General features: G+C 62.0%; 30 protein-coding genes and 1 tRNA gene. 11 read left to right on the top strand and 20 right to left on the bottom strand.

Annotated features, from left to right (window positions below):
* Positions 1-9: 9 nt before the first annotated feature.
* Entirely contained in the window at positions 10-1,023 is a 1,014-nt protein-coding gene (locus I2H36_RS13945; protein ID WP_196264502.1) for a lysylphosphatidylglycerol synthase domain-containing protein, read from the bottom strand.
* 173 nt (positions 1,024-1,196) lie between these two features.
* Between I2H36_RS13945 and I2H36_RS13940 the strand changes: the two genes are divergently transcribed.
* Positions 1,197-1,820, top strand: coding sequence for a GNAT family N-acetyltransferase (locus I2H36_RS13940; protein WP_196264501.1), 624 nt, complete (start codon positions 1,197-1,199; stop codon positions 1,818-1,820).
* A 52-nt stretch (positions 1,821-1,872) separates the two neighbouring features.
* On the opposite strand, the gene I2H36_RS13935 is transcribed toward I2H36_RS13940, so the two are convergent.
* Positions 1,873-2,262, bottom strand: coding sequence for a flagellar export protein FliJ (locus I2H36_RS13935; protein ID WP_196264500.1), 390 nt, complete (start codon positions 2,260-2,262; stop codon positions 1,873-1,875).
* A gap of 517 nt (positions 2,263-2,779) precedes the next feature.
* Between I2H36_RS13935 and ctrA the strand changes: the two genes are divergently transcribed.
* Positions 2,780-3,481, top strand: coding sequence for a response regulator transcription factor CtrA (gene ctrA, locus I2H36_RS13930; RefSeq protein ID WP_196264499.1), 702 nt, complete (start codon positions 2,780-2,782; stop codon positions 3,479-3,481).
* A gap of 81 nt (positions 3,482-3,562) precedes the next feature.
* Here ctrA and chpT read toward each other — a convergent pair whose 3' ends face one another.
* Positions 3,563-4,204 carry a histidine phosphotransferase ChpT gene (gene chpT, locus I2H36_RS13925; RefSeq protein WP_196264498.1) on the bottom strand — a complete coding sequence of 214 codons (642 nt, stop codon included), beginning with the start codon at positions 4,202-4,204 and terminating at the stop codon, positions 3,563-3,565.
* A 172-nt stretch (positions 4,205-4,376) separates the two neighbouring features.
* Here chpT and I2H36_RS13920 point away from each other — a divergent pair, with 172 nt between their 5' ends.
* The 3 genes from I2H36_RS13920 to I2H36_RS13910 all read left to right on the top strand — a co-directional run bounded on the left by I2H36_RS13920 (position 4,377) and on the right by I2H36_RS13910 (position 7,292).
* Positions 4,377-5,210 carry a 3'(2'),5'-bisphosphate nucleotidase CysQ family protein gene (locus I2H36_RS13920; RefSeq protein ID WP_196264497.1) on the top strand — a complete coding sequence of 278 codons (834 nt, stop codon included), beginning with the start codon at positions 4,377-4,379 and terminating at the stop codon, positions 5,208-5,210.
* Between the two features lie 191 nt (positions 5,211-5,401).
* Positions 5,402-6,004 (top strand): DUF1134 domain-containing protein, encoded by a 603-nt coding sequence (locus I2H36_RS13915; RefSeq protein WP_196264496.1) that lies wholly within the window; start codon positions 5,402-5,404, stop codon positions 6,002-6,004.
* Positions 6,005-6,284: 280 nt separating this feature from the next.
* Positions 6,285-7,292 carry a coiled-coil domain-containing protein gene (locus I2H36_RS13910; RefSeq protein WP_196264495.1) on the top strand — a complete coding sequence of 336 codons (1,008 nt, stop codon included), beginning with the start codon at positions 6,285-6,287 and terminating at the stop codon, positions 7,290-7,292.
* 3 nt (positions 7,293-7,295) lie between these two features.
* Here I2H36_RS13910 and I2H36_RS13905 read toward each other — a convergent pair whose 3' ends face one another.
* Together I2H36_RS13905 and I2H36_RS13900 are read right to left on the bottom strand one after the other, a co-directional pair.
* A complete protein-coding gene (locus I2H36_RS13905) occupies positions 7,296-7,637 on the bottom strand; it encodes a hypothetical protein (protein ID WP_196264494.1) in 342 nt (113 codons plus the stop codon).
* Positions 7,638-7,690: 53 nt separating this feature from the next.
* Positions 7,691-8,554, bottom strand: coding sequence for a D-amino-acid transaminase (locus tag I2H36_RS13900; protein WP_196264493.1), 864 nt, complete (start codon positions 8,552-8,554; stop codon positions 7,691-7,693).
* Between the two features lie 112 nt (positions 8,555-8,666).
* On the opposite strand from I2H36_RS13900, the gene I2H36_RS13895 reads away from it, so the two are divergent.
* Positions 8,667-9,281, top strand: coding sequence for a hypothetical protein (locus I2H36_RS13895; protein WP_196264492.1), 615 nt, complete (start codon positions 8,667-8,669; stop codon positions 9,279-9,281).
* A 19-nt stretch (positions 9,282-9,300) separates the two neighbouring features.
* Here I2H36_RS13895 and I2H36_RS13890 read toward each other — a convergent pair whose 3' ends face one another.
* The 9 genes from I2H36_RS13890 to I2H36_RS13850 all read right to left on the bottom strand — a co-directional run bounded on the left by I2H36_RS13890 (position 9,301) and on the right by I2H36_RS13850 (position 14,782).
* The gene (locus I2H36_RS13890) at positions 9,301-9,624 is read right to left on the bottom strand and encodes an SWIB/MDM2 domain-containing protein (RefSeq protein ID WP_196264491.1); all 324 of its coding nucleotides are present in this window, start codon (positions 9,622-9,624) and stop codon (positions 9,301-9,303) included.
* A 184-nt stretch (positions 9,625-9,808) separates the two neighbouring features.
* A complete protein-coding gene (locus tag I2H36_RS13885; protein WP_281432999.1) occupies positions 9,809-10,261 on the bottom strand; it encodes a response regulator in 453 nt (150 codons plus the stop codon).
* An 81-nt stretch (positions 10,262-10,342) separates the two neighbouring features.
* On the bottom strand, positions 10,343-11,383 hold the full coding sequence (locus I2H36_RS13880; RefSeq protein WP_196264490.1) for an apurinic/apyrimidinic endonuclease family protein: 1,041 nt from the start codon (positions 11,381-11,383) through the stop codon (positions 10,343-10,345).
* A gap of 46 nt (positions 11,384-11,429) precedes the next feature.
* Complete coding sequence (locus I2H36_RS13875; RefSeq protein WP_196264489.1) at positions 11,430-11,783, bottom strand: response regulator; 354 nt, start codon at positions 11,781-11,783, stop codon at positions 11,430-11,432.
* 396 nt (positions 11,784-12,179) lie between these two features.
* Positions 12,180-12,908 (bottom strand): hypothetical protein, encoded by a 729-nt coding sequence (locus I2H36_RS13870; RefSeq protein ID WP_196264488.1) that lies wholly within the window; start codon positions 12,906-12,908, stop codon positions 12,180-12,182.
* A 21-nt stretch (positions 12,909-12,929) separates the two neighbouring features.
* Complete coding sequence (locus I2H36_RS13865; RefSeq protein WP_246718804.1) at positions 12,930-13,352, bottom strand: DUF3618 domain-containing protein; 423 nt, start codon at positions 13,350-13,352, stop codon at positions 12,930-12,932.
* Positions 13,349-13,741 (bottom strand): phage holin family protein, encoded by a 393-nt coding sequence (locus tag I2H36_RS13860; protein ID WP_196264487.1) that lies wholly within the window; start codon positions 13,739-13,741, stop codon positions 13,349-13,351. The genes I2H36_RS13865 and I2H36_RS13860 overlap by 4 nt, the downstream gene beginning before the upstream one ends.
* Positions 13,742-13,752: 11 nt before the next feature.
* Positions 13,753-14,295, bottom strand: a complete 543-nt coding sequence (locus I2H36_RS13855; protein ID WP_196264486.1) for a hypothetical protein — start codon at positions 14,293-14,295, stop codon at positions 13,753-13,755.
* Positions 14,296-14,395: 100 nt separating this feature from the next.
* Positions 14,396-14,782, bottom strand: coding sequence for a helix-turn-helix domain-containing protein (locus I2H36_RS13850; RefSeq protein WP_196264485.1), 387 nt, complete (start codon positions 14,780-14,782; stop codon positions 14,396-14,398).
* Between the two features lie 112 nt (positions 14,783-14,894).
* On the opposite strand from I2H36_RS13850, the gene I2H36_RS13845 reads away from it, so the two are divergent.
* From I2H36_RS13845 to I2H36_RS13835, 3 genes are all read left to right on the top strand, one after another.
* Positions 14,895-15,626: an autoinducer binding domain-containing protein gene (locus tag I2H36_RS13845; RefSeq protein ID WP_196264484.1), complete on the top strand. Its 732-nt coding sequence runs from the start codon at positions 14,895-14,897 to the stop codon at positions 15,624-15,626.
* Positions 15,627-15,709: 83 nt separating this feature from the next.
* Entirely contained in the window at positions 15,710-16,354 is a 645-nt protein-coding gene (locus I2H36_RS13840; RefSeq protein ID WP_196264483.1) for an acyl-homoserine-lactone synthase, read from the top strand.
* Positions 16,341-16,589, top strand: a complete 249-nt coding sequence (locus I2H36_RS13835) for a hypothetical protein (protein ID WP_196264482.1) — start codon at positions 16,341-16,343, stop codon at positions 16,587-16,589. The genes I2H36_RS13840 and I2H36_RS13835 overlap by 14 nt, the downstream gene beginning before the upstream one ends.
* Before the next feature lie 74 nt (positions 16,590-16,663).
* On the opposite strand, the gene I2H36_RS13830 is transcribed toward I2H36_RS13835, so the two are convergent.
* On the bottom strand, positions 16,664-17,158 hold the full coding sequence (locus I2H36_RS13830) for a YciE/YciF ferroxidase family protein (protein WP_196264481.1): 495 nt from the start codon (positions 17,156-17,158) through the stop codon (positions 16,664-16,666).
* A gap of 148 nt (positions 17,159-17,306) precedes the next feature.
* On the opposite strand from I2H36_RS13830, the gene I2H36_RS13825 reads away from it, so the two are divergent.
* Complete coding sequence (locus tag I2H36_RS13825) at positions 17,307-17,558, top strand: YgaP-like transmembrane domain (protein WP_196264609.1); 252 nt, start codon at positions 17,307-17,309, stop codon at positions 17,556-17,558.
* 55 nt (positions 17,559-17,613) lie between these two features.
* Here the strand turns inward: I2H36_RS13825 and I2H36_RS13820 are convergent, their stop codons facing one another.
* Positions 17,614-17,880, bottom strand: coding sequence for a GlsB/YeaQ/YmgE family stress response membrane protein (locus I2H36_RS13820; RefSeq protein WP_196264480.1), 267 nt, complete (start codon positions 17,878-17,880; stop codon positions 17,614-17,616).
* An 86-nt stretch (positions 17,881-17,966) separates the two neighbouring features.
* Here I2H36_RS13820 and I2H36_RS13815 point away from each other — a divergent pair, with 86 nt between their 5' ends.
* A complete protein-coding gene (locus I2H36_RS13815; RefSeq protein WP_196264619.1) occupies positions 17,967-18,191 on the top strand; it encodes a hypothetical protein in 225 nt (74 codons plus the stop codon).
* A gap of 97 nt (positions 18,192-18,288) precedes the next feature.
* Here the strand turns inward: I2H36_RS13815 and I2H36_RS13810 are convergent.
* The 4 genes from I2H36_RS13810 to I2H36_RS13795 all read right to left on the bottom strand — a co-directional run bounded on the left by I2H36_RS13810 (position 18,289) and on the right by I2H36_RS13795 (position 22,163).
* Positions 18,289-18,365, bottom strand: a tRNA-Arg gene (locus I2H36_RS13810).
* A 104-nt stretch (positions 18,366-18,469) separates the two neighbouring features.
* Positions 18,470-19,906: a sensor histidine kinase gene (locus I2H36_RS13805; RefSeq protein ID WP_196264479.1), complete on the bottom strand. Its 1,437-nt coding sequence runs from the start codon at positions 19,904-19,906 to the stop codon at positions 18,470-18,472.
* An 8-nt stretch (positions 19,907-19,914) separates the two neighbouring features.
* Positions 19,915-21,369, bottom strand: coding sequence for a dihydrolipoyl dehydrogenase family protein (locus I2H36_RS13800; protein WP_196264478.1), 1,455 nt, complete (start codon positions 21,367-21,369; stop codon positions 19,915-19,917).
* Positions 21,369-22,163 (bottom strand): VTT domain-containing protein, encoded by a 795-nt coding sequence (locus I2H36_RS13795; RefSeq protein ID WP_196264477.1) that lies wholly within the window; start codon positions 22,161-22,163, stop codon positions 21,369-21,371. The genes I2H36_RS13800 and I2H36_RS13795 overlap by 1 nt, the downstream gene beginning before the upstream one ends.
* Positions 22,164-22,251: the final 88 nt, after the last annotated feature.

Raw genomic sequence — 22,251 nt, 5'->3', positions numbered from 1 at the left:
CTCCACTCCCTACTGGTCGGACGATGACAGCGGCGGCGGCGGCACTGAGCCGTCGGCGACCACCATTCGTCCCCGCCAGGCCTGCGCCAGCCTGGCCCGCTCGAACAGAAGGACGACCACGAGCGACAGGGCGAAGGGAACCAGAAGGTAGAACAGGCGGAAGATGATAAGTGCGGCCAGCACGTCCGCCTTGGGGATGTCGGGCATGGCCGTGAGGAAAACGAGCTCGAACACCCCGAGGCCGCCGGGAGCATGGCTCACCAGGGCCGCCGAGAAGGAGGCCAGGAACACGGCGAGCACGACGATGAAGCTCGGCTCCAGATGCGCCGGAAGCACGAAATAGATGATGCCGGCGGCGCCCAGGAGCTCCAGCGGCGCCGCGATCAGCTGGCGCACCATGATGGCCGGACGCGGATATTCGAGCTTGGCCTTGCGGATGATCAGCGGCGGAAGGTGCAGGACGGAGCCGACCACGTAGAGCGCGACGAAGCCGAGCAGCAGCAGTCCGACGATGCGGGCCGTCGCCGGATTGGTCAGCATCGAGGGCAGAAGCTCCTCCAGCCTGTGAAGGAGTGTTGGGTCGGCCACAAGAGTGATGCCGCCAAGCAGGATGGTGCCAAGACCGAAGGTAAAGGAGCAGAGAGCGACCAGCACGGCGATCTGCGGCGCGCTCAGGCCCTTCGAGGTGTAGGCCCGGTAGCGCACGACGGCGCCGGAGAAGACCGAAGCGCCAATATTGTGAGAAAGCGCATAGGTTGTGAATGACGTGACCGACACGAACAGCCAGGAAATGTGGCGGACGTTGAGATGCAGCAGCGCAATCCGGTCGTACCAGGCAAGTGCCGCATAGGCGAAGAGGGTCGACAGGCCGGCGAGAGCGTAGCGTTGAGGGGGAACGGCGGTCAGGCTGTCCCAGACATCGTCCAGGGACATGCCGCGCAATTCGCGGTATAGCAGCCAGCCGGACACGATGACTGCCAGCAGCCCGATCACGGGCCAAATGAACTCACGCACATTCTTCATCGAGCCGGCGCATCTCCCTCATTGGCTCTTCTGTGCCCACAATCCCCTTAGTCTGCAAGGGGATATTGGGGTGACGGCCCATGACATAAAGTCCAAGCGGAAAGCGTGACGTGAGTAGGCAATCGCTTTATCAAGCGGCCTTGTTTCCCGAAGACTCCAGAGGGCGATATCCTATGACGAGCGCAGCGGCAGTGGCTCTCAACCTCAATGGCTATACAGACCTGCCTCCTGGCAAGATCGCCACCATTGTCACTTATCTCGAAATGCGGAAACCGCCGGACCTGCCTGCAACGCGGCAGCCGGAAGGCTGGACGCTCCAACGGATCGATCACGACCGGCCGCGCTACCGGTCGCTGTTCCGCGCGGTGGGCGAGCCCTGGCTCTGGTTCAGCCGGACCCTGCTGCCGGACGACAAGCTTAGTGCAATTCTCGACGACCCGAAGGTGGAGGCCTTCGCTCTCCATAACGGGACCGGCGATGTGGGCCTGCTCGAATTGGATTTTCGCGCCGATAGCGAGGTCGAGCTCGCCTTTCTGGGGCTGGTCCCCGGCTTCATCGGCCAGGGGGCAGGCAGGTTCCTGATGAACGAGGCTATTCGCCGGGCCTTCGCCCGGCCGACGAAACGCTTTTTCGTCCATACCTGCACACTCGATTCAGCCAGCGCCCTTCCCTTCTATATCCGTTCGGGTTTCACGCCCTATCGGCGCGCCATCGAGGTAGCGGACGATCCCCGTCTTCTTGGCTTACTCCCCCGGGAGGCTGCTCCCCACATTCCTCTGCTGACGCCGGCGACATAAAAAAGGCGCACCAGCCTGGCGCGCCTTTTTAAGATTTCGGTACGGCTGGAGTTCAGGCCGTGGCGCGAACCACCCGGCCCTGGCCGGCCTGGCTGATGGCCGCGTCCAGGGTGCGCTCGCGGTCCTCGAGGCTCTCGGCCCGCTTCAAGTCCTCGAACGCCTCGCCCAGCTCGGCCTTCGCCTCGTCGAGCTGGATGTGCAGATTCTGAGCCGAGAGGCGCAGGTTATCGCGCCTTTGGGCCGCGGCGCGTGCGTAGGTCGGGTATGCAAAGTGGTTCAGGTCGGTGATACCGGCCTTCTGCTCTTCCGCTGCGATTTCCCGATCAAGGTCAGCCGCCATGCGGTCGAACTCGGCGATCATCATCTCGATCTGCGCCACACGACGACGTTTCTCGTCGACTTGAAAGCGCTTGAGGCGGATGAGCGTGTCCCGCGACTTCATCTTGATTCAACTCCACACGTCGCTGTTTCATTTCGCCCCACGGATCGCTCAGTTATCCGCCAGACATGCGACACCATCGCCGATGGAGGTTGAGCTTTCCTTACCGGCGCCGACAAAAAATTCCTGTGATCTCAATCCCCTGGCCTGAGCCTTGCTCCAGGCTTGCGCTTCTTCGGCGCCGTAAACCATTCGTTTACCGATTTCGTTAACACTGGCCTTGTCACGGTTGTGGTTCCCTAAGGGCCTCTCCGGACAAAGGCTGAAACGCTTGGATGATAAGCTTTTGGGATGTTGTAAGGCGGTTCCCTATGGTTACCCAGAATCCACAGGATAATGGCCTTCGGCGGATGATCTGCCTGTCAAGTTCGTTAAGCGCTTGCGTCCCAGAATCAGGGTTTGTTAACCATTCCGTACTAGCGTTTCGAATCAGTTCAAAAGAGCATCCGCCGCAAGCCCGGTGGCGGGTGAACAGCCTTCCGCTGTTTCAAAGCTCAAGGGCAAGGGCTGGGGATTGAACATGCGCGTACTTCTGATCGAAGACGACAGCGCGACAGCGCAAAGCATCGAACTGATGCTGAAGTCCGAGAATTTCAACATCTACACGACGGATCTCGGAGAAGAGGGCATCGACCTCGGCAAACTCTACGATTACGACATCATCCTTCTCGATCTGAACCTGCCCGACATGTCGGGATACGAGGTTCTGCGGACGCTCCGCGTCGCGAAGGTGAAGACGCCGATCCTGATCCTCTCCGGCATGGCCGGCATCGAGGACAAGGTGAAGGGTCTCGGTTTCGGCGCTGACGATTATCTCACCAAGCCGTTCCACAAGGACGAGATGGTGGCCCGCATCCATGCGATCGTGCGCCGCTCGAAGGGTCACGCCCAGTCGGTGATCACTACCGGCGACCTGATCGTCAACCTCGACACTAAGACGGTCGAAGTCGGTGGCGCCCGTGTGCACCTGACCGGCAAGGAATATCAGATGCTGGAACTCCTCTCCCTGCGTAAGGGTACGACCCTGACCAAGGAGATGTTCCTCAACCACCTCTATGGCGGTATGGACGAGCCGGAGTTGAAGATCATCGACGTCTTCATCTGCAAGCTCCGCAAGAAGCTCGCCAATGCTTCGCAGGGCCGCAACTACATCGAGACCGTCTGGGGCCGCGGCTACGTGCTGCGCGAGCCCAACGAGGCGGAAGTGCGCATCGCGATCTGATCTGAGCCACACCGACACGAAAAAGCCCGGCTGAATGCCGGGCTTTTCTTTTATCCGCTTAGCGAGAAACCATCGACCGGCTTACACGGTCTCAGCCCGGATCGTCACCTCGTCGCCTTCGATGGAGAACGCAATATTCATGTTCGAGGCGCGGGCGACCATGCCGGCGTAGAAGATCTGGATGCCGTGGGCGTCGACCGTGCCGGTCTCGGAACTGCCGGCGAGGAGCGCCTCCGAATGGGCCGGGATGCGGGCGTTCAGGCCTTTGGATACGATGGTGAAGGCGCAGGTCTCGGCGTCTCCCGTGACCGTTACGGCAATCGAGCCGCCCCGCGGAATGGCCGTGGTGGCGATCATTACCAGGTTGAGGAGCAGCTTCACCCGGTTCTTTGGGAACAGGAGCCGGGGCGACGACCAGGAGAAGCTGATCTTGTCGTCAAGGAAGAGCCCGCGGGCAACCTGCTCGGCATCGCCGAGATCGATCGAGGCGCCGGCGGAACCTGCCGCACCGAAGGCAAGGCGGGCGAATTGGAGCCGGGCCGAGGCCTGTCTGGCGCTCTTCTGAATCAGGTCCAGGGCGAAGTCGCGCATGGAGGCGTCGCTGTCGTCCTCCAGAACCTCGAGCCCATTGACGATCGCACCCACCGGCGAGATCACGTCATGGCAGACGCGTGAGCAGAGGAGAGCGGCAAGATCGAGCGAATCGAGGGAAATCGTGGCCATGAGGGCTCCGGAGGCACCGTAAAGTCAGCTGGTTATTCATGAAATCGAGATTTCGACGGGCATGAATACAGCCAAACAGGAAAGAGAACGTGAACCGGGATACCCGGGTCAGAGTTCTTTGAAAAGCGGGCAAAAAGACATCGACAGCCCGCACGGGAACAGGCACAAATCCATGATGCGCTTCGATGGACAGAACCCTGACGACATCGCCGTGAGGCTCGCTCACATCGCCTGGGAGGCCGGCCGGGTCCTGCGCGGCATGGAAAGCGCTTTGGTCGACAAGCGCATCAAGGATGACGGAACGCCTACGACGGCAGCCGATCTGGCCGCGGAGCAGCTGATCATCCGGCGCCTGAACGAGGCTTGGGACGGGGTGCCCGTGGTTGCGGAGGAAACCTCCAGCACGGTTCAGACCGACGACTACTTCTTCCTGGTCGATCCGCTGGACGGCACCGGCGACTTCATTCACGGCACCGGCGAGTACAGTGTCAACATCGCCCTGATCCGGGGCAACCGGCCCATGGCGGCCGTGGTGGCCGCTCCGGCCATGGGGTCGATCTGGATTGCCGGCGAGCGCGCCCGCGTGAGCGCCCTGCCCGATGGCCAGGGGACGGATTTCGACTGGCGAGACGCAAAGGTGCGTCCGGCCCCCGAAAAGGACCTTGTCGCCCTGGTGAGCCGTCGGCACGGCGACGTCGCCACGGAAGCCTGCCTGTCGGTCCTGTCCATCGGCACGAGGCGCATGACCTCTTCGGCCCTGAAATTCTGCCTCATCGCCTCCGGCGAAGCCGACATCTATGTGCGCTGCGGCCCGACCATGGAATGGGACACGGCGGCGGGCGACCATATCCTCACCTGCGCCGGCGGCAGCGTCGTCGGACCGGGAGGCACCCCCCTCACCTACGGTCATGAGGATAAGGGCTACCGCAATGGCCCTTTCGCAGCGATCGGCGATACGGCCCTGGCACCCCGGCTGGATCTTCCCGTGTCGGCCTCAGCCGCATAGGACCCGGTTTCACCCCTGACATCTCGTCTAAAAGCCGGATAGTCCCGGCTCAATAATTAGCGGCGCCTTCTCTGAGGGAGCATTCCGTACAGAGATTGTTAGGGTTGATGACCTTAAGGTTCGAACCTCGATAGCAGCCTTTCGGCCCGTAACGGCCGGATTGTCCCCTGTCTCATGCGAGGAGATAGCCCATGCGCTCCCGGTCAACCATTCTTGCGGCTGCGGCCTTTGCCGCCCTGATCTTCGCCCTGCCCCTGCAGGCATCGGCCCAAACCGTCCAGCGCGCCTATGTTACCAATCCCGGCAGCCCGGAATCCTTCCGGTCCGATGAACTGGTCCAGTCCGGTCACCAGTTTTTCGGCTCGGCCTCCCGCGGCCTTGCCCTTGCCCTCCAGGAAGCGATCCGCCGCTGGGGCGAGCCCAACGGCTATATTCTGGGCCAGGAGGCCTCAGGCGCCTTCTTCGGCGGCCTGCGCTATGGCGAGGGCAAGCTCTTCACCCGCAATGCCGGGGATCGCCGCATCTTTTGGCAGGGCCCCTCCCTCGGGTTCGACGTCGGCGGCGACGGCGCCCGCACCATGATGCTGGTCTACAACATGCCCTTCACCGATGCGCTTTATAAGCGCTTCGTCGGCGTCGACGGCTCGGCCTATTTCATCGGCGGGTTCGGCGTGACGGCCGTTGCGGCGGACGAGATGATCGTGGTGCCGATCCGGGCCGGCGTCGGGGCTCGTCTGGGCGTCAATATCGGCTATCTGAAGTTCACCTCGGAGCCGACCTGGAACCCCTTCTAGGCTTTTAACGCATGCGGGTGCCGACTCGGGGGCAGTGGAAACTGACTCCGGATGCGCTACAACTGGCCGTCTGGAGCATTGTCGCTCCAGCGCATCGTGCGGAAAAGTGGCCCCGGTTTTTCGCGCTCAACGATGCGCCAGTTTAGAATGAGCATCGGACCCAAAAGTGGTGTCCACTTTTGGGTCCGATGCTCTAGAAAGCTGCGCAGGCACAAGGCAAGGTGCTTGAGCGTTACCGGTCAAGCACCTTGGAGTTGGCGTTCGCGTGATCGAAACAATCATGATTTTTGCGTTGGGGTTTGTCGCAGCCTCCCTCATCGCGCTCCTGATCATCCCTGCCGTCAATGCCCGCGCGGAGCGTCTCGCCCGCCGACGGGCCGAGGCGCTCTTTCCCATGTCGATCTCCGAATTGACGGCGGAAAAGGACCACCTGCGCGCAGAATTCGCCGTTCTCCAGCGACGGATCGAGCGCAAGGCGGAAGAGGCAATGGCCTACAAGCGGGAAAGCATGGAGGAACTGGGCCGGCGGGCGATCCGCATCGAGGCGCTCGAAAGCACCCTGGCCGAGCGCGACCGCACGGTGGCCCAGCTCGAAGTCAGCCTCGCTGGCACTCAGACGCGCCTTGCCGCGACCGACGAGGATCTCGCCCAAACCAGGACCTTCCTCACGAGTACCCGCGAGACCCTGACTGCCCTTGAGAATGCGCACCGGGCCACCCTGAACGAATTGTCGAACACCCGGATGGAACTGGAACTCACCCAGCACGAGCGCTCCAGGACCAAGACCGAGCTCCTTCATGCGGAGGAGAAGCTGGCCCGCCTGGAGACGGAAGCCGCCGACATGGAGCGCCGGCTCACGACAGCCCTGAGCGACCTCGACACCAAACGCATCACCATCTCGGATCTCGAGACCCGCCTCATGACCCAGACCGCCCGGGGCAACGACTTCGAGCGGGCCGTGAACGAACGGCACAGCGAGTTGTCGGACGAGCGCCTGCGCTTGGCGGAACTCGCCAAGGGCATTGCCGCCGAGCAGGAGCGCGGCCTGATCCTCGAGCAGCGCATCCGCGAGATCGAAGCGGAGCGCGACGACGCCCAGGAGCGGCTCGCGAACCTGGAGGTGTCCGGAGGTCAGACCGATGAGCTGCGCCGCCAGATCTCCGAGGTGGCCGTTCAGATCATGAAAAGCGGCAGCGACCGCCCGGCTGACGCCAAGCCTCGCGAGAACAACCGGTCCCGCGAGGGCAAGCGACGGCGTTCGGCCGGAAAGCAGCTCCCGGCATCATAAACCCTATTTCGGATCAATCTGCTGGTTGGCCGGCGGGCGAATGACCGGCGTGGTGCCGGGATTGGGCACGGGAGCTGGTACGGTAATGTCCGGGGTGGCCGTCTCCGGAGGGCGGATCACGCCGTCGGTCTGCTCAAGCTTATCGCTCAAGGTTTTGGTCGAGCCTGTCGACGAGGGACCGTTGGTGCCGGAGAGATTGCTGTCGGGCTCAACCTTCTCGGCCGGCATCTGGCTCGGCGCCGGCATGTTCGGGGCCTGCTGATTCAGCACCCCAGGGTTCTGCGCGAGCGCTGCCGTACCAAAGCAGCCGGCCAGAATCGTCGATAGGATCAGCACACGCTTCATGGGTCGCTCCTTTGGAAAGGCAACGAGCGACCCGATGACCGGTTCCGGCAAGGCTATTCGGCGGCCATAGCCGGGACGCGCGCCATGGACAGGTAAAGCTCGCGCAGCCGCTTCGTGACGGGACCGGGCTTTCCGTCACCGATGGAGCGTCCGTCAATCGTCACGATAGGCAGGACGAAGTTCGACGCGCTGGTGAGGAAGGCCTCGGCGGCGTCATAAGCCTCTTCGACCGTGAACCGGCGCTCTTCGAGAGGGATCCGGGCCTCTTCCGAGAGCCGCAGGAGGGACTTGCGGGTGATGCCGGGCAGAATGGCGTTCGAAAGCGGGCGCACGACGATGCTGCCCTTCTTCGTGACGATGAAGCCGCTCGACGAACCGCCCTCGGTCACGAAGCCGTCCTCCACCAGCCAGGCCTCCTGGGCACCGGCCTCCTTGGCCGCCTGCTTGGCCAGGACCTGGGCGAGGAGGTTGATCGACTTGATGTCGCGCCGCGCCCAGCGCTGGTCCGGCACCGTCACGACCGCGATGCCCGTGCGGGCCGCCGGAGCGTCGGCGATCGCCTTGGCCTGGGTGAACATGGCCACCGTGGGCTCGGCATTCTCCGGGAAGAAGAAGTCCCGCTCCGCCACGCCCCGGGTGACCTGGAAGTAGATGAAGCCCTCCGTCATGCCGTTGCGCCGGACAATCTCCTCCTGAAGGGAGGTCCACTCAGTTCTCGAATAGGGATTGCGGATGCGCACCTCGGCGAGCGAGCGCTCCAGACGCTCGAGATGCGCCTCGTTGTCGATCAGCTGGCCATCGAGCACGCCGATCCCTTCGTAAACACCGTCGCCGAACATGAAACCCCGATCCATGAAGGGCACCTTGGCCTCTTCGATCGGCAGGAAGGAACCATTCAGGAAGACGATGCGGGACATGAAAACCTCGAAAGTCGTAGCTCAACTCAACCAAGCTTAACCTATAGTCAGCCGAGCCGCTCGACCTATATCGCCAAGAGCCCTGCAATCGAAGGCGATAGGTATCTCCAACATGAGATCGACGCTACTTCTCCTTTCGACGGTTATGCCGCCCTTGTTCCTGAGCGCTCCGGCCATCGCGGGACCCCAGGCAGCCCAGGGATGGTACAATGAGCGCGGGTATGTCGAGCCTGCGGGAGACCGCATCATCGCCTGTCACGGCTACGGATGCACGCGACGACTGGCGCTCTCGGTCGATGGGAGCTTGCTGAACCGGGCGAGCGGAGTCTTGAGATCGGCGCAGGGCTCACCGGCAACCGAGAGGCAGGCTCTGGCCGAGGTAATCAGGTCCTACACGGCGTATCTGGCCGCTTCTTTGGGCGGAAAGCCGGACGTGCCGGGATCGCCACCGCAGATGTCGGGTGTTCATGGGCAGATGGATTGTCTGGACGAAACCGCGAATACGACCAGCCTGCTCCTGGTTCTGCAGGAGCATGGGCTTCTCGCCCATCATGTGGTGGAGCATCCGGAATCGCGGGGATTCTTCTTTGATGGCCGCTACCCGCATTTTACGGCCGTGATCACCGAGAAGCAGACCGGTGCCGAATGGGCCGTGGACCCATGGAAGAAGGCTCCGGGTCAGAGGCCGGAAATCCTGCCGCTCGATCGATGGCGGCAGGATTCCTGATTAGCCTCAGGCTGTTCGCTTATTTCAGATGCTGGGCAAGGTGCTTGTTCATTTCGAACATGGTCACCTTGGGCTTGCCGAAGATCGGCTGAAGCTTGTCGTCGGCGATAATCTCGCGCTTGTTCTCGGGGTTCTGCAGGTTGTTCTTCTTGATGTATTCCCACATCTTGCTCACAACCTCGCCGCGCGGCAGCGGGGTCGAGCCCACGATGGCGGCCAGTTCCTTGGACGGCTGCAGGGGCTGCTGAAGAGCGTTGGGCTTGGAACCGACAGCCTTCTTGGCAGCAGGCTTGTCTGCAGCCTTCTTCGCGCCGGCTTTTGCGTCAGTCGTCTTGGTCGCCATGTATTCCTCCGGGAATGGGGTGGGGAAGCTCGTCTACAGCCTTGGATCAGGCTCGAAAAGCATATTGACCAACCTTCGGTCGGACATTCCGGAGAGCGTTCACAGACTCCGGCCCCCTGATGAAGGTCAATTCCGGCAGAGCTTATGTCCGCTCAACGCCGTCAGCAAGATCGAGTTCAGGAATTTAGGCTGTTTTCGGAAACGGCAGGATGTTGGAATCTCGCTCCGTGGGCTGCCGTGTGGTTTCAGCAACATAGAACAGGCGTTTCTTGCGCTCCGCAGCGGAAACCACATGAGAGACAATCACCTCGTTCGGGCATGGTTTCGCCAGGAAGGCCGCTCCCGGAGGCAGATCCCCTTCCGAGGGCCATTGCCGCCCCGACATGATCAGGAGTTCGGTTCCGGGCCAGAGTTCGTTGACGCGATGAGCCAGCTCGAAGCCGTTGCAGCCGGTGGGCATATCTACGTCGGTGAGAAGCACATCAACCTTCAGCCCTGCCTCCATCAGCACCAGAGCCTCGGCGCCATTGGCCGCCTCGACAACCCTGAAGCCGGTCTCTTCGAGAAGCTCGGACAGGAAGAGACGGATCAAAGGCTCGTCTTCAACTAAGAGAACTGTGGAATGCGCAGGCAACATCACTTCGTGACTCGCAATACAATACCCGACAACGACTCCTCGTCTGGGTTGGTTCCACAAGCTCTGCAGAGATATGAAACTTTATCCCGTTGCGCGGAGGCCTGATTGCCGTCTCTCCACGTGATGCGCCAGACCCTCGGATGCAATGTTCTTCAGCTTCGCCTCGATCTCGAAATCCGACCATGACAGATGGCGCACCACCAAGTCGTTGATGGCTTCGTTCCACATCAGATCCGAATGGCCACGCAGATCCTTCGGCTTGATTCCCGATCCAATGAGTGCCTTGAAATCGGGAAGGCTATGAATGTCGTAATCAGGAAGTAAGTCCTCACGGGACACGCTCACATGACTCACCGGCCGCACATCGCGCCAGGATGCGATGATCAGGGCAATGCGCGGATCGTCGGGCTCGACATACTCGCCCTGGCTCATGATCCAGTGATGATGAAGATCGAGGACGAGCGGCACCTCATCCACAAGAGGCAGGAGATCGTCGAGGCCGAAGCTCACCTCGTCGTTCTCGATGGTGATCAGGTTGCGGGCCGTCTGTGACAGATGCGCAAGGCCGCCTCGGATCCCTTCGGCACCCAAGGCTTTCGCGCCGCCATGGATGTTGATGTGAGCCCCGTGCGGATGCCACCCCTGGCCGTAGCCCATGAGGGCCATCACCTCGGCATGATACTCGAATTCCGCAATGCCATTAGCGGAAGCCGAAGGATTGGCGGAGGCGATCACGCAGAACTGTCCGGGATGCATGCTCAGACGCACATCCCCGTCCCGGGCGAGGCGCCCCGCCTGCGCGAGCTTCGTCTCGATCAGGTTGCGAAGATCAGGATCGCGGTAGAATTCCCGGCAGCTTGCATGGGTGTATCCGGGAAGCAGATCGCTGGACAGGCGGTGAAGACGTTCCAGTTTCGGCCTTCCCGCCACGTGCTCGATCTGGAGCCTGAAGGCTTCCAAGTTGTGAGACACCACAGATGCAAGCTTATCATAGGCGGCTTTCGGCTCGAGACGGCTCAAGTAGGCCATCGTCACCGTGGACGTGTTCATGGCCCGCGCAGTCTGCGCCGAACCATCTTCTGGAATGTACTTGCAGCAGAAGCCGAACCGAAAGTCTTGCATGGTGAAGGAAGTCACCGGGAGAGAACAGGTTCCTCGACGTCTCGCATCAGCAAGGGAGGAGGTTGGGAACGGCGTGCTCGACGGTTTGAAGCAGCACCTTTTCCTCAAACGGCTTTGCCACGAAGGCAGCCCGCTGCAGGGATTGCGGCAGATCCGATGGGGCAGAAGCCGAGACGAAAACGAATGGGATATGGCGCTCGATGAGCGTCTCTGCCACGCCGAAGCTTTTGCCGCCGATCACGTCGATGTCGAGCAGCGCACAGTCGAACCTGTCATCAAGGTGTTGATAGGCTTCGGCAAGCGAGCTGATGGAATCGACAACCTCGTGCCCGTCAGCCTCCAGGATGGCCTGCAGATCAAAGGCGATTGCAGGATCGTCTTCCAGGATCAGAATACGCATGCCCCAACTCCATCACCGATCCCTGAGGAGGACCACCTTCGGCGCAGCACCTTTTGATAGGAAATTTTGGCCCTGCTGGAAGCCAACAAACTCGAAGGCACCTCGTTCCTGGAAGGTCCTGCGCGAGACGGGAATTTAGCGGAACAGAGTTAAGAAATTTCATCATCTTCTTGAATTCAGGACAGGTCACCCCCATCTCAAGCTCACGCTGGCGGCATTCGTGTTGACCAGAAGCGGTCACGATGCCGAGATGATGACGCCGCATGTACGCGCATCACCTTGCCGTGGCCGTTATAGTTTCTGCAGGGTCATTAGCGCCTGGGCTCTTGCTCAAGAGTCCATCAAAAAGGCGCCGGTTTTCACCGGCGCCTTTTGTATTTCGTCTAAAGACTTGTGTCAGTGGCGATTGGCGTCGCGCTGACCGTTGAACTCGCTCTCGTGACGGCTGAACTGCGCATCATCACCGCTGAATGTCTCCTCGACATATTCGCGACCGCGGCTGGCCGCGTCACGAGCGTAGCGCAGACCCTGATTGCGAACCTCATCGGCCCATTCGCCGAACATCTCGTTCTCTCTGCGGGTGCGCGGCAGAAGCGCTCCGAGAAGCAGACCGGCCGCCAGACCGACGAGTCCAACCACCATTGGGTTCTCGGAAACATAGCTCTGAACACCGCCGCGTGCATTGCCGAACGCTCGCGCGGAACGGCCACCCATCTGGTTCATGCGGCGGCGCTGCTGCGAGTATGTTCCGGAAGCCCAGTCGGATGCGCGCTCATAGGTATCGCGTGCCCAGTCGGAAGCACCCTCGTAGGCATCCTCAGCCTTCTGACGCACCTGATCGGCTGCCTGCTGCGCCTTGTCTGCAACGCCGCCCTGACCCTGCGCATTCTGCTGCGTGGATTGGCCAGAGGCCTGCCCAGATGAGGAGCCCTTCGACTGGCCGGAAGACTGCGTACCGCCCGTCGATGATCCGGCGCCCTGAGCGGATTTCTGGTCATGAGCATGAGGCATCGGAGCCTCGCCGATATTGCCCACCGACGTGCCGGCGGAAACCTTACCGGCCGTGCCCGTGTCGCTCTGCTTGTCCACACCCGGCTTGCCGGTCTCGTTCTTCATATTTGCCATGAAAAGCTCCTATTCGATTCTTCAGTAACGGGAATTCATGCCGGGCCGCTCGAACATCGTGTCCGTCGCAGGCTGGTGAACGGCTTCCGTCCCATAGAGACGAGAGTCCTCTGCCTCCATCAGCAGAGGCTCCTCGGTCATGAGGTCTTCATCGGCAGCGATCAATCGAGCCGGACGCATGGGACGGGTCGGGCGGCCGAGGCGGTAGGCCAGAAGTCCGATGCCCATGGCAATCAGCATCACCGGCACGGGATTACGCCTGACCGTATCCAGAACCCGGTCGTAGAGCGGTCCGTACTGTCCGTTGCGAGCGGTCCCAAGCACGTCGTCGACGACGCCGGAGACGGTCATCTTGTCCTGGAGGCGATCGATGGTCTGGTCGAGTTGAGCGCGACTGCGCTCGATGTCCTTCTCCAGATCCTGCAGACTTTGTGACGTCATCATGCACCTCTCTCAGACAGGACTTCTGCATCGCGCTTGAGCGAGCGCATGGTCCTCTGCGGCGTGAGCGACGACGCCGTCATGGCGTTCTTCCCCCACAGCCCGAGGCCGATGGCGATCACGGCCATAAGGCCGCCGACGATGAGTGCGGCGAGCGCCTCAGAGTCGACGACGGTCGCCAGCCACTCCACCAGCGACTCCGTCAGCAGCATAACGGCTGCAATCGCGAAGACCGCTGCCGCGACCATCATGGCGAGCCCGATGAAGAGGGTCCGCATGTTCTGGGATATCTCGGTCTTGAAAAGGGTAAATTCCTTTTGCGCGAGATCGGTGGATTCCCGCAGGGCTTCACCGACGAGGCCCTGGATGGTTTGATTGCCGTTACCCTGCATGACCGCCTCCGTCAGGCACTGGCTTTGGATTGCGAGCGCTGCTGACCCTGCGGGCCTTGCTGACGCGCACGACCCTGGCCGCCCTGGGTCGAACCGGCATTCATGCTGTCGTAACGCAGATCCTCGGCCGTGCTCTTGATGAAGCGCGCGGCGAGAAAGCCCACAGCCACGGAGACCGCGGCCACGGCGGCCGGACGACGGCGCACAACGCCCTCGAACTCGTTGAAGAAGTCTGCAAACGTCCGCTCGCGGATCGAGTCTGCCAGCTGCTCCAATCCTTCGGCCGCCGTATCGACGACGGCGCGGATGTTTGGCCGCTCGTCGAAGGAATGGGTGGATTCGCGCAGCGTCGTGGCGAAATCCGCGACCGACTGCGCAATATCGTCCTTGCGGCGGTCGACGTAATCCGTCGCCTGCTCGCGCGCAGAGTCGATGAAGTAACGGCTGCGCTCGACGGCTGCGCCTGCGATATCGCCGACATCACCCTTTAGCGCATCCCATTCCTCAGTGCCGTTGTCCTGCTGCCTATTGGTGTTTTGCTGTCCCACGCCCATGGTCGACCTCTCTCAATCGTGAGGGAGTAACCACTAGAAGCGCGGCAGGTTCCGAACGCTCCTAGAAACCCGACGCCGAGGGGATTACGCCGTTCCAAACCTAGCCGACGGAGGCGAGCCAATCGACGAGATCGGCGACCTTTCTGCGCGCCTCATCATCCTTTAAGCGCAGGAATCCCCGCACGAGTCTGTCGCTTTCGGACCGGGTCAGAAACTCGGCCATGAGGCTGTCGCCGGAGAAGCCGCCTGCCCGCAGGCCGGGGAGGCCCTCGAAAAAGAACTCGATGCTCACGTCGAGAATGCCGGCAATCTGGAGCAGGCGGCTGGCGCCGATGCGGTTCATGCCCTTCTCGTATTTCTGAACCTGCTGGAAGGTGAGCCCCAAGGCGTCCGCAAGCCGTTCCTGGCTCATGCCGAGCATGGTCCGCCGGGCCCTCACCCGACTGCCGATGTGCCTGTCGATGTGGTTAGGCGCCTTCTTCTGCAAGCCCCGCTCCTGCTTTTGATGTCCTTTGCCTTGTCTATGCCAACTTTAAAACTTTTGGTAGCATTATATCGCAATGCAATCTTAAGGTTTAGGACTTGCTTAGGAGACGCCCGTGAGCGGCCGCAGCCTTGACCATACGGTACAAGCGTTCGAGTTCATCGAGGAGCTCGACCGTCTGGCATCCCCCCAGGCGATCATCGATGCGATGGAGCGCTCATTCGCCCAGTTCGGGTTTGAAAACTTCATCATGACCGGGCTGCCGCATCCCGAACAGAAGATCGAAAGTCTGGTGCTGCTCAAGAAGTGGCCCCTTGGCTGGTACGAGCGCTATACGCGGAACAGCTATGACCGGCACGATCCCGTCGTCAGCCTCTGCCGTCGGACCGTCCAGCCTTTCGAGTGGAGCGAAGCCCGCTTCGACCCCGAGACGAACCCCAAGGGCAAGGAGGTCATGCAGGGCGCCGCCGATTTCGGGATGCGGCAGGGCTATTGCCTGCCCATTCACGGATTGAACGGGTTCGAGGCCTGCCTCTCCATGGGAGGCGCCGACCTTGACCTGACGCCCCAGACCAAGCCGGCCATTCACCTCATGGCCATGTACGCTTTCGAGCGGGCCCGCCTCATCCTGGCCCCCTCCCCGCAGCCCAACCCACTGACAGCCCGCGAGCGGGAAGCCCTGCGCTGGGCGGCTCTGGGGAAGTCGGCTGCCGATACAGGGGAGATCCTTGGCGTGACGGAGCGGACGATCACGGCTCATATCGGCAGCGCCTGCACCAAGCTGAGCGCCGCCAACAAAACCCATGCAGTCGCGAGGGCTCTCCAGCATCGGCTCATCGAGATCTGACGTTAAAGCACCTGTAATTTCCTACAATATCCAAATCAGGCCGGTCATGGACACTGCTCTCCCGAAAGGGAGGGCATGGGGCTATGACCTCAATTCATGTCATTACCGACGAGAACAGGGCCGGATATCAAACGGTCCTCGACGCGTATTTTCGCCTGAGGCACGAGATCTTCGTGGGGGAGCGCGGGTGGCGCGCCCTTGAGCGCCCAGACGGGCGGGATGTGGATGCCTACGACAATGACCAGGCGACCTATCTGGTCGCGCTCGACAACGGGCGCGTCATCGGTGGCTTGAGGCTTTATCCGACGCTGCTGCCGCACATGATCAGCGAATCCTTCGCCCATCTGGTCAAAGGCCGGGATGTGCTGTCCGGCTCCACGATCCTCGAATGCACCCGATACTTCATTGTCCGAGAGCGGCGCATGGGCCGCACGGATTGCCGTCTTCTGGCGGCCTTCCAGCAATTCTGTCTTGAGGAGGGAGTGACGGAGGTCACCGCCGTGGTCGAGATGTGGTGGCTCCCGCGCTGGCAGCAGGCAGGCTTCAAAGTCCGGCCCCTGGGCTTGCCGACCTTGGTCGAAGGCCAGCCCTGCATCGCGGCCGCCATCCAGATTTCGGAGGACAGCCTGAGGCATGTCAGCAGGCTCGCGGGACTGCGCGGCTCATGCTTGGTGCGTGCCGCCGAGGCCCCCACCGTTGTCAACGGAGTGCCCCATGTCGCTGCCTGACGAGATCCCTCCGGTCAGCTCCTTTGTCCACGAGGAGATGAGCGACGGAGCCACCCAGACGCTGGCAGCCTGCCTCTCCCATCTGCCACCGATCGTGCGGCTGAGGCTCCTGGCCTTCATGCATCTGGTCGAGGATCCGGCCGCCATGAAAGCCGCGCTTGAGATCACCCCATCGGGCTCCATGCGGCTCACCCTGGACACGGCCGTCACACCCTGTCCGGCCAATCGTCATTGAGCCTCCCACCTCCAGGGCTCAAAAAGAAAACCCCGCGCTTCCGGGCGCGGGGTTTTCGACATCTGACGGAAGCGTCAGGCGGCCTTGGTGTTGACGCGCGCCTCGGCAAGCTGGGTCAGAAGCTGATCGGTCTTCTTCTCCTCCTGAAGGTTCTGGTCCAGGAGCTTGGCGGCATCGTTCATGCCCAGTTCCTGGGCCCAGGTCTTCAGGGAGCCATAGCGGGTGATCTCGTAATGCTCCACCGCCTGGGCGGCGGCCAGGATACCAGCATCGAGAGCCTCGCTGTCGGCGAAGTCCTCCATGACTTCCTTGCCTTCCTCGATGATGCCGTTGATGGCTTCGCACTGCACGCCGCGGGCCGGCTTGCCGAGGATCTCGAAGACTTTCTCAAGACGCTCGATCTGGCCTTCGGTTTCCAGACGATGGGTCTCGAAAGCCTGCGCGAGTTCTTCCGATTCCGCATTCTTCGCCATCTTCGGCAGGGCCTTCAGGATCTGCTTTTCGGCATAGTAGATGTCCTTCAGCGTGTGAAGGAACAGGTCGTTCAGGGTCTTTTCCTTAGCTGACATGATGACAACTCCTTGGTTGATGCGTGGACTCAACGGAGGCCAAGCTTGGAGGTTCCGCCCCCCTGCCCGGGACTTTTCGGGACGGGGAACAACACCGCTTCACGTCGCGTTCGACCCCAGCTCATCAAGGAGAAATGACGTGACGAACATGATATCGGCCAAGGCCGGATCGCTGACGAACGGGGAGCCCAATCTCAGCACCACGGAGCGCGGCGCCTACATGCTGGTAGGCCTTGGCCTTGCAGCCGCAGCCGCCAAGCCCCGCCCCAATCCGCTCCTGAACATCCTGGCGCTTGCGGGCGGATCCTATCTGGCATGGCGTGGCTATGTGGGCCAATGCCCGGTCAAGGCGGCTCTGACGGGCTCGTCCGAGAGCGGCCGTCTCACCCATCGCGGTTAAAAGAAAAGGGCCACAGTTTCAGCTGTGGCCCTTCGTGATTTCGGCTCTGGCGCGATCAGTACGTAGAGCTCGAGCGGCGGCCTGCGATCAGGCCGTAGATGAAGAGCACGACGATGGCGCCGACGATGGCGCCGATGAAGCCTGCTCCCTCATCGGCCCGGTACCAGCCCAGGGCCTGCCCGAGATAGGTGGCAATCAAAGCGCCGACGATGCCCAGGATGGTCGTCATGATGAAGCCCGATGGCTCGTTCCGGCCCGGCATGATCCATTTCGCGATCAAACCCGCCACGAAGCCGATGATGATGGTCCAGATGATGCTCATGAGTGAGTTCCTGTCAGTGTTGCCTCCACAAGGAACGCGCATCTTCGGCTAAGGTTGCGGCGGAGGGTCGCGACGACCCTCTTTTCATGATCTCGCCGCACTTCAAGGCGACGCTTGAGGACTATCGATTGGAGGCCTCGATCATGAATTCTTCAGGCGGTTCCTGGAGCTACGAATCCGTGCAAGCCCTTTTGACCCTGGCCCGGGAGGGAATTCCCGTCTCGGTGATTAGCCTGAAGCTAAAGCGGTCGATCGCGGAGGTTCGAGCCAAGCTGGATGATCTCGGCGTCACGCCTGCGGCGGAAGTTTAAAGCCCGCAAGCCTGGAGATCATGACTGAAAAGGCTTCGTAATGGGCGCAAGGCGCCTTCGAACCCTTGTCTCGTCTGCATCGATCTCTTGGAGAAAATGGCGCGCCCGAAAGGATTCGAACCTCTGACCCCCAGATTCGTAGTCTGGTGCTCTATCCAGCTGAGCTACGGGCGCTTGGTCGGCTAAGTCGTTGCGGGAAGCAACGTTGGCCGAGGCCGGTGACATAAAGGGATCCGGCGCGGTTGGCAAGCCTCTTATGCGGAAGTTTTGCCGAAAGCTCAGTTGGCTTTCGCCGGGGAGAGGCGGTCGGGGATCGTGATCTTGAAGCAGGTCCTCTCCTGCCCTTCATCGAGGATGATGGTTCCACCGTGGAGCTGAATGAGTTCCGCCGCAATCGGCAGACCCAGGCCCGTGCCGCCTTTCTGAGCCGACCCCTGGAAGGGCGTAAACAGGTTGGCCTTGGCTCGCTCGGGGATGCCGGGTCCGTTGTCCTTGATGAAGATCACAACAGTGCTGCCCTCCCGGCGGGCCGAGATGTCGATGCAGGGCTGGCCATGGGGAGAACCGGTCTGGCTGAGCGCCTGAACCGCATTGCGCACAACATTCACGAGCACCCGGGAGAGTTGGTCTGGATCCGCATCGATCATGAGGTCATCGGGAACATCCGCCTGGAACGCGATCCCGACCTCGGGTGCCAGATCCGTCAGGTTCGACAGCTCGTCGATCATGGGGCCTAAGGGGACGAGGCGCCGCTGCGGCAGGGGCTCGGTCGCCCGTCCAAAGGCCAGCGTGGTCTCGCAGAAGGCGATCGCCCGATCGAGGGTGTTGACCAGTCTCGGAGCGATGCGCTGCACGGAATCGTCGCTCACATTATCCAGGCGGTCGGTCAGGAGCTGAGCCGTGGTCAGCATGTTGCGCAGTTCGTGGTTGATCTTGCTGACGGCGAGGCCGAGCTGGGCGAGACGCCGCTTCTGGCGCAGTTCGTCGGCCAAGGTGGTTTCCATGCGGGCCAAGGCCTGCTCGGCGAGCCCGATCTCGTCGACGCGATCGGTCGGCCGGATGACCCGGGAGGCATCCTCGGGATTGCTGGAGAAGTCCGCGATATTGCCGGTCAGGCGCCGCACCGGGCGCACGATCACCCATTGCAAGGTGAGATAGACGAGCCCCGCCGTGATGATGGAGATGAACAGGGACAGAAACAGGATGTTGCGCGAAAACTCGATCATGGCGTGGCGCAGGGGCCGCTGGTCGAGGATCATCTCGACGAAGTCCACACCCATGCCCGCCCCGATCACACGGATCGGCTTGTCGGCCGGATTGAGCAGGACGTCGAAGGCATCCTGAACCAGGGTGAGCCATTGCGCATCTCGCAGATCCACGGTCTTGCCCACCTCGGGCGGCACGTCGCCGGCGGCCAGAAGGCTCCTGCGCCCGCCGCCCCTTAGGGCGATGGCCCGGGCCCCGACGCCCTGAAGGAGCCGCATCTCGAGGTCCTCCGGAAGGCTTTCCTCGGGCGCCGCATCGAGCACCATGGCGGCAATCTGCGCCGCCGCCAGACGGTCATTCAGCCATGTGAGACGGAAATTGGCTACGGAGGGCACGTAGATGAGCACCTCCGCAATCATGACGAACAGCACCGTGAGCAGAAGCAGGCGCGCGGAGAGCCCGAACTGGCTCAGGATGCGCCCTGCAAGGGAGGTCTGCTCAAGTCTCATAGTCGGTCTCATCCCAAGCGGCGAACCAGGGACACCAGCCGCCGCACCCAGGGATTCTGAGCCGAAGGCTTGAGAAACTCCACCGCCGCGCTCTTCGTCACCTCGGAATATGTAGGGTAGGGATAGATCAACCCGGCAAGATGGGAAACCTTCAAGCCGCGGCTCATGGCCAGAACCCACGGCATGATGAGTTCGCCCGCATGCGCCCCGACGATGGAGCAGCCCAGGATCCTGCCGCGCGGGGTGACCACGGCTTTCACATACCCCTCGGTCTTTTTCTCCGTGCGAGCTCTGTCGTTGTCGGCAAAGGCCCAGCGGAGGATGCGGATGGCTCCATGCCGCTCGCTTGCCTGCGCCTCCGTCAGACCGACGGAGGCGAGTTCCGGTGCCGTATAGGTTACCCGGGGAACGGGGGCGTGCCCGACACGAACGGGGAGCCGGAACAGGGCATTCCGGATCACCAGGCCCGCATGATGGTTGGCCACATGGGTGAACCGGGCGCCAGAGCCCTCCCCACCGGCACAATCGCCGATAGCATAAGCGCGCCTGTTCGAGGTCCTGAGCCCTTTATCAACGAGGATACCCGAGGCGTCGGAAGCGATTCCCGCAGCCTCAAGGCCTATCCCGTCAACGACAGGCTTGCGGCCGGTCGCAACGAGCAGATGACTTCCTTCGATTGTCTCGCCAGTGCTGAAGACGACACCAAAGCCTCCCGCCTTTGCCGGTTTGATCCTGTCGATGGAAGCCCCGGTTCTGACGGCGACGCCATCCGACCGCAGAGCCCGATCGATGACGCCCGCCATCTCGGGATCTTCCTGCGTCAGGAGGCGCTCACCGGCTTCCAGGAGCGTGACCGGAACGCCCAACAACCGGTAGGCCTGAGCCATCTCGACTCCCACGGCGCCGCCGCCGATCACGACAAGGTGCCCAGGCCTCTCGGCCAGATCGAAAATGGTCTCGTTGGTCAGATAGGGGACCTGATCAAGCCCGGGAATCGGCGGAACAGCCGGGCGGGAGCCGGTCGCAATGATGAAGCGTCGGGCCCGGATGGCCTGGTTGCCGGCCACAACGGTGTGAGCATCCGTGAATCGGGCTTCGCCCTCGATCACCGACACGCCCATGGCCCGGTAGCGCTCCACCGAGTCCATCGGGGCAATGGCTGCAATAGTGGCCTTCACATGCGCATGGACCTTGGCGAAGTCGACGACAGGCTCCCCTGCTCCAATGCCGAAATCTCCCGCTTCGCGCATGGTGCATGCATGGAGAGCCGCAGCAATCAACGCCTTCGAGGGAACGCAGCCCACGTTCAGGCAATCGCCGCCCATCCTGTTCTTCTCGATCAGCACCACGGATGCGCCGAATGAGGCTGCGATGGATGCGACCGACAGGCCAGCCGATCCGGCGCCGATGACGCACAGATCGGGCTGCAAGACGCGACTGCCCTTTTGGCCTAGCTTCACCATCAGCCCTCACCCGCTTTGCGACGGCGCCATTGCTTGAGAGCAATCGGGATCAGCGCCAGAATTCCGAGCAGAGCGAGAGCAGTCACCAGCTCGGGCGTCAACAGGCTTTTGGCATTGAAGTCGATGGCGCAATCGCTCCACCCCAGCGCCAAGCACTCGGCACGCTGCCGCTCAAGCTGCGCGATGACGTCATCCAACCCCGAACCTGCCAGGGCGAAGGCGAACGAGGCCGGGAGCATTCCGATCTGGGTCGCCAGGACGAAGGGCTTCAGGCGCATGCCGAAGAAGGCCGCGGCCAGGTTCGTCAGCCAGAACGGCACCACGGGGATCAGGCGAAGGGAGAGAAGGTAGAGAAAGGACTGCTTCCGGAAGCCTGCCGCAAGGCTCTGGATCCGCGAGCCCGCCCGTTCCAGCAGAAGGCGCCCTAGGGACGACCGGGCGATGAGGAAGATGTTGGCGGCACCAAGCGTTGCCGCCAGGTTGGCCGTGATGCCGCCAATAGGCCAGCCGAAGAGATATCCCCCGATGGCGGTCAGGAAGGCGGAGGTTGGCAGCGAGATGGTCACGGCCGTCACATAGATCAGGCCATAGAGGCCCAGCATCGCCAGACCGTGGGTGGCCACAAGGTCTTGAAGCCAGGCTTGATAATGCACGAAGGTCTCAAACGTGAGGGAGCGGTGAACGCCTGTTGCGAAGACGGCTCCGACCACTATCAGGACGAGCCCCAGAGGCACCATGCGCCAGAAACGGCCTGCCTGTTTCGGGCTCTCCGGCGTCGGGTGTATCTGGGTCACGTGTCCTCCTGGAACCGGTGTGGTATAGTGGATACCATGCGGTCAAGCCTACCGCTCCGTCACAGCTTGGTGAGGCAGGGCCGGATTG

Source organism: Microvirga terrestris (assembly GCF_015694425.1).
In the GTDB taxonomy this organism is placed as follows: domain Bacteria; phylum Pseudomonadota; class Alphaproteobacteria; order Rhizobiales; family Beijerinckiaceae; genus Microvirga; species Microvirga terrestris.
This window is presented reverse-complemented; position numbering and strand designations above follow the sequence as displayed.

Excerpts from the sequence above, each read along its gene's own strand:
- I2H36_RS13945 (WP_196264502.1), bottom strand. The coding sequence starts at position 1,023 with ATGAAGAATGTGCGTGAGTTCATTTGGCCCGTGATCGGGCTGCTGGCA.
- I2H36_RS13940 (WP_196264501.1), top strand. The coding sequence starts at position 1,197 with ATGACGAGCGCAGCGGCAGTGGCTCTCAACCTCAATGGCTATACAGAC.
- I2H36_RS13935 (WP_196264500.1), bottom strand. The coding sequence starts at position 2,262 with ATGAAGTCGCGGGACACGCTCATCCGCCTCAAGCGCTTTCAAGTCGAC.
- ctrA (WP_196264499.1), top strand. The coding sequence starts at position 2,780 with ATGCGCGTACTTCTGATCGAAGACGACAGCGCGACAGCGCAAAGCATC.
- chpT (WP_196264498.1), bottom strand. The coding sequence starts at position 4,204 with ATGGCCACGATTTCCCTCGATTCGCTCGATCTTGCCGCTCTCCTCTGC.
- I2H36_RS13920 (WP_196264497.1), top strand. The coding sequence starts at position 4,377 with ATGATGCGCTTCGATGGACAGAACCCTGACGACATCGCCGTGAGGCTC.
- I2H36_RS13915 (WP_196264496.1), top strand. The coding sequence starts at position 5,402 with ATGCGCTCCCGGTCAACCATTCTTGCGGCTGCGGCCTTTGCCGCCCTG.
- I2H36_RS13910 (WP_196264495.1), top strand. The coding sequence starts at position 6,285 with ATGATTTTTGCGTTGGGGTTTGTCGCAGCCTCCCTCATCGCGCTCCTG.
- I2H36_RS13905 (WP_196264494.1), bottom strand. The coding sequence starts at position 7,637 with ATGAAGCGTGTGCTGATCCTATCGACGATTCTGGCCGGCTGCTTTGGT.
- I2H36_RS13900 (WP_196264493.1), bottom strand. The coding sequence starts at position 8,554 with ATGTCCCGCATCGTCTTCCTGAATGGTTCCTTCCTGCCGATCGAAGAG.
- I2H36_RS13895 (WP_196264492.1), top strand. The coding sequence starts at position 8,667 with ATGAGATCGACGCTACTTCTCCTTTCGACGGTTATGCCGCCCTTGTTC.
- I2H36_RS13890 (WP_196264491.1), bottom strand. The coding sequence starts at position 9,624 with ATGGCGACCAAGACGACTGACGCAAAAGCCGGCGCGAAGAAGGCTGCA.
- I2H36_RS13885 (WP_281432999.1), bottom strand. The coding sequence starts at position 10,261 with ATGTTGCCTGCGCATTCCACAGTTCTCTTAGTTGAAGACGAGCCTTTG.
- I2H36_RS13880 (WP_196264490.1), bottom strand. The coding sequence starts at position 11,383 with ATGCAAGACTTTCGGTTCGGCTTCTGCTGCAAGTACATTCCAGAAGAT.
- I2H36_RS13875 (WP_196264489.1), bottom strand. The coding sequence starts at position 11,783 with ATGCGTATTCTGATCCTGGAAGACGATCCTGCAATCGCCTTTGATCTG.
- I2H36_RS13870 (WP_196264488.1), bottom strand. The coding sequence starts at position 12,908 with ATGGCAAATATGAAGAACGAGACCGGCAAGCCGGGTGTGGACAAGCAG.
- I2H36_RS13865 (WP_246718804.1), bottom strand. The coding sequence starts at position 13,352 with ATGATGACGTCACAAAGTCTGCAGGATCTGGAGAAGGACATCGAGCGC.
- I2H36_RS13860 (WP_196264487.1), bottom strand. The coding sequence starts at position 13,741 with ATGCAGGGTAACGGCAATCAAACCATCCAGGGCCTCGTCGGTGAAGCC.
- I2H36_RS13855 (WP_196264486.1), bottom strand. The coding sequence starts at position 14,295 with ATGGGCGTGGGACAGCAAAACACCAATAGGCAGCAGGACAACGGCACT.
- I2H36_RS13840 (WP_196264483.1), top strand. The coding sequence starts at position 15,710 with ATGACCTCAATTCATGTCATTACCGACGAGAACAGGGCCGGATATCAA.
- I2H36_RS13835 (WP_196264482.1), top strand. The coding sequence starts at position 16,341 with ATGTCGCTGCCTGACGAGATCCCTCCGGTCAGCTCCTTTGTCCACGAG.
- I2H36_RS13830 (WP_196264481.1), bottom strand. The coding sequence starts at position 17,158 with ATGTCAGCTAAGGAAAAGACCCTGAACGACCTGTTCCTTCACACGCTG.
- I2H36_RS13825 (WP_196264609.1), top strand. The coding sequence starts at position 17,307 with ATGATATCGGCCAAGGCCGGATCGCTGACGAACGGGGAGCCCAATCTC.
- I2H36_RS13820 (WP_196264480.1), bottom strand. The coding sequence starts at position 17,880 with ATGAGCATCATCTGGACCATCATCATCGGCTTCGTGGCGGGTTTGATC.
- I2H36_RS13815 (WP_196264619.1), top strand. The coding sequence starts at position 17,967 with ATGATCTCGCCGCACTTCAAGGCGACGCTTGAGGACTATCGATTGGAG.
- I2H36_RS13805 (WP_196264479.1), bottom strand. The coding sequence starts at position 19,906 with ATGAGACTTGAGCAGACCTCCCTTGCAGGGCGCATCCTGAGCCAGTTC.
- I2H36_RS13800 (WP_196264478.1), bottom strand. The coding sequence starts at position 21,369 with ATGGTGAAGCTAGGCCAAAAGGGCAGTCGCGTCTTGCAGCCCGATCTG.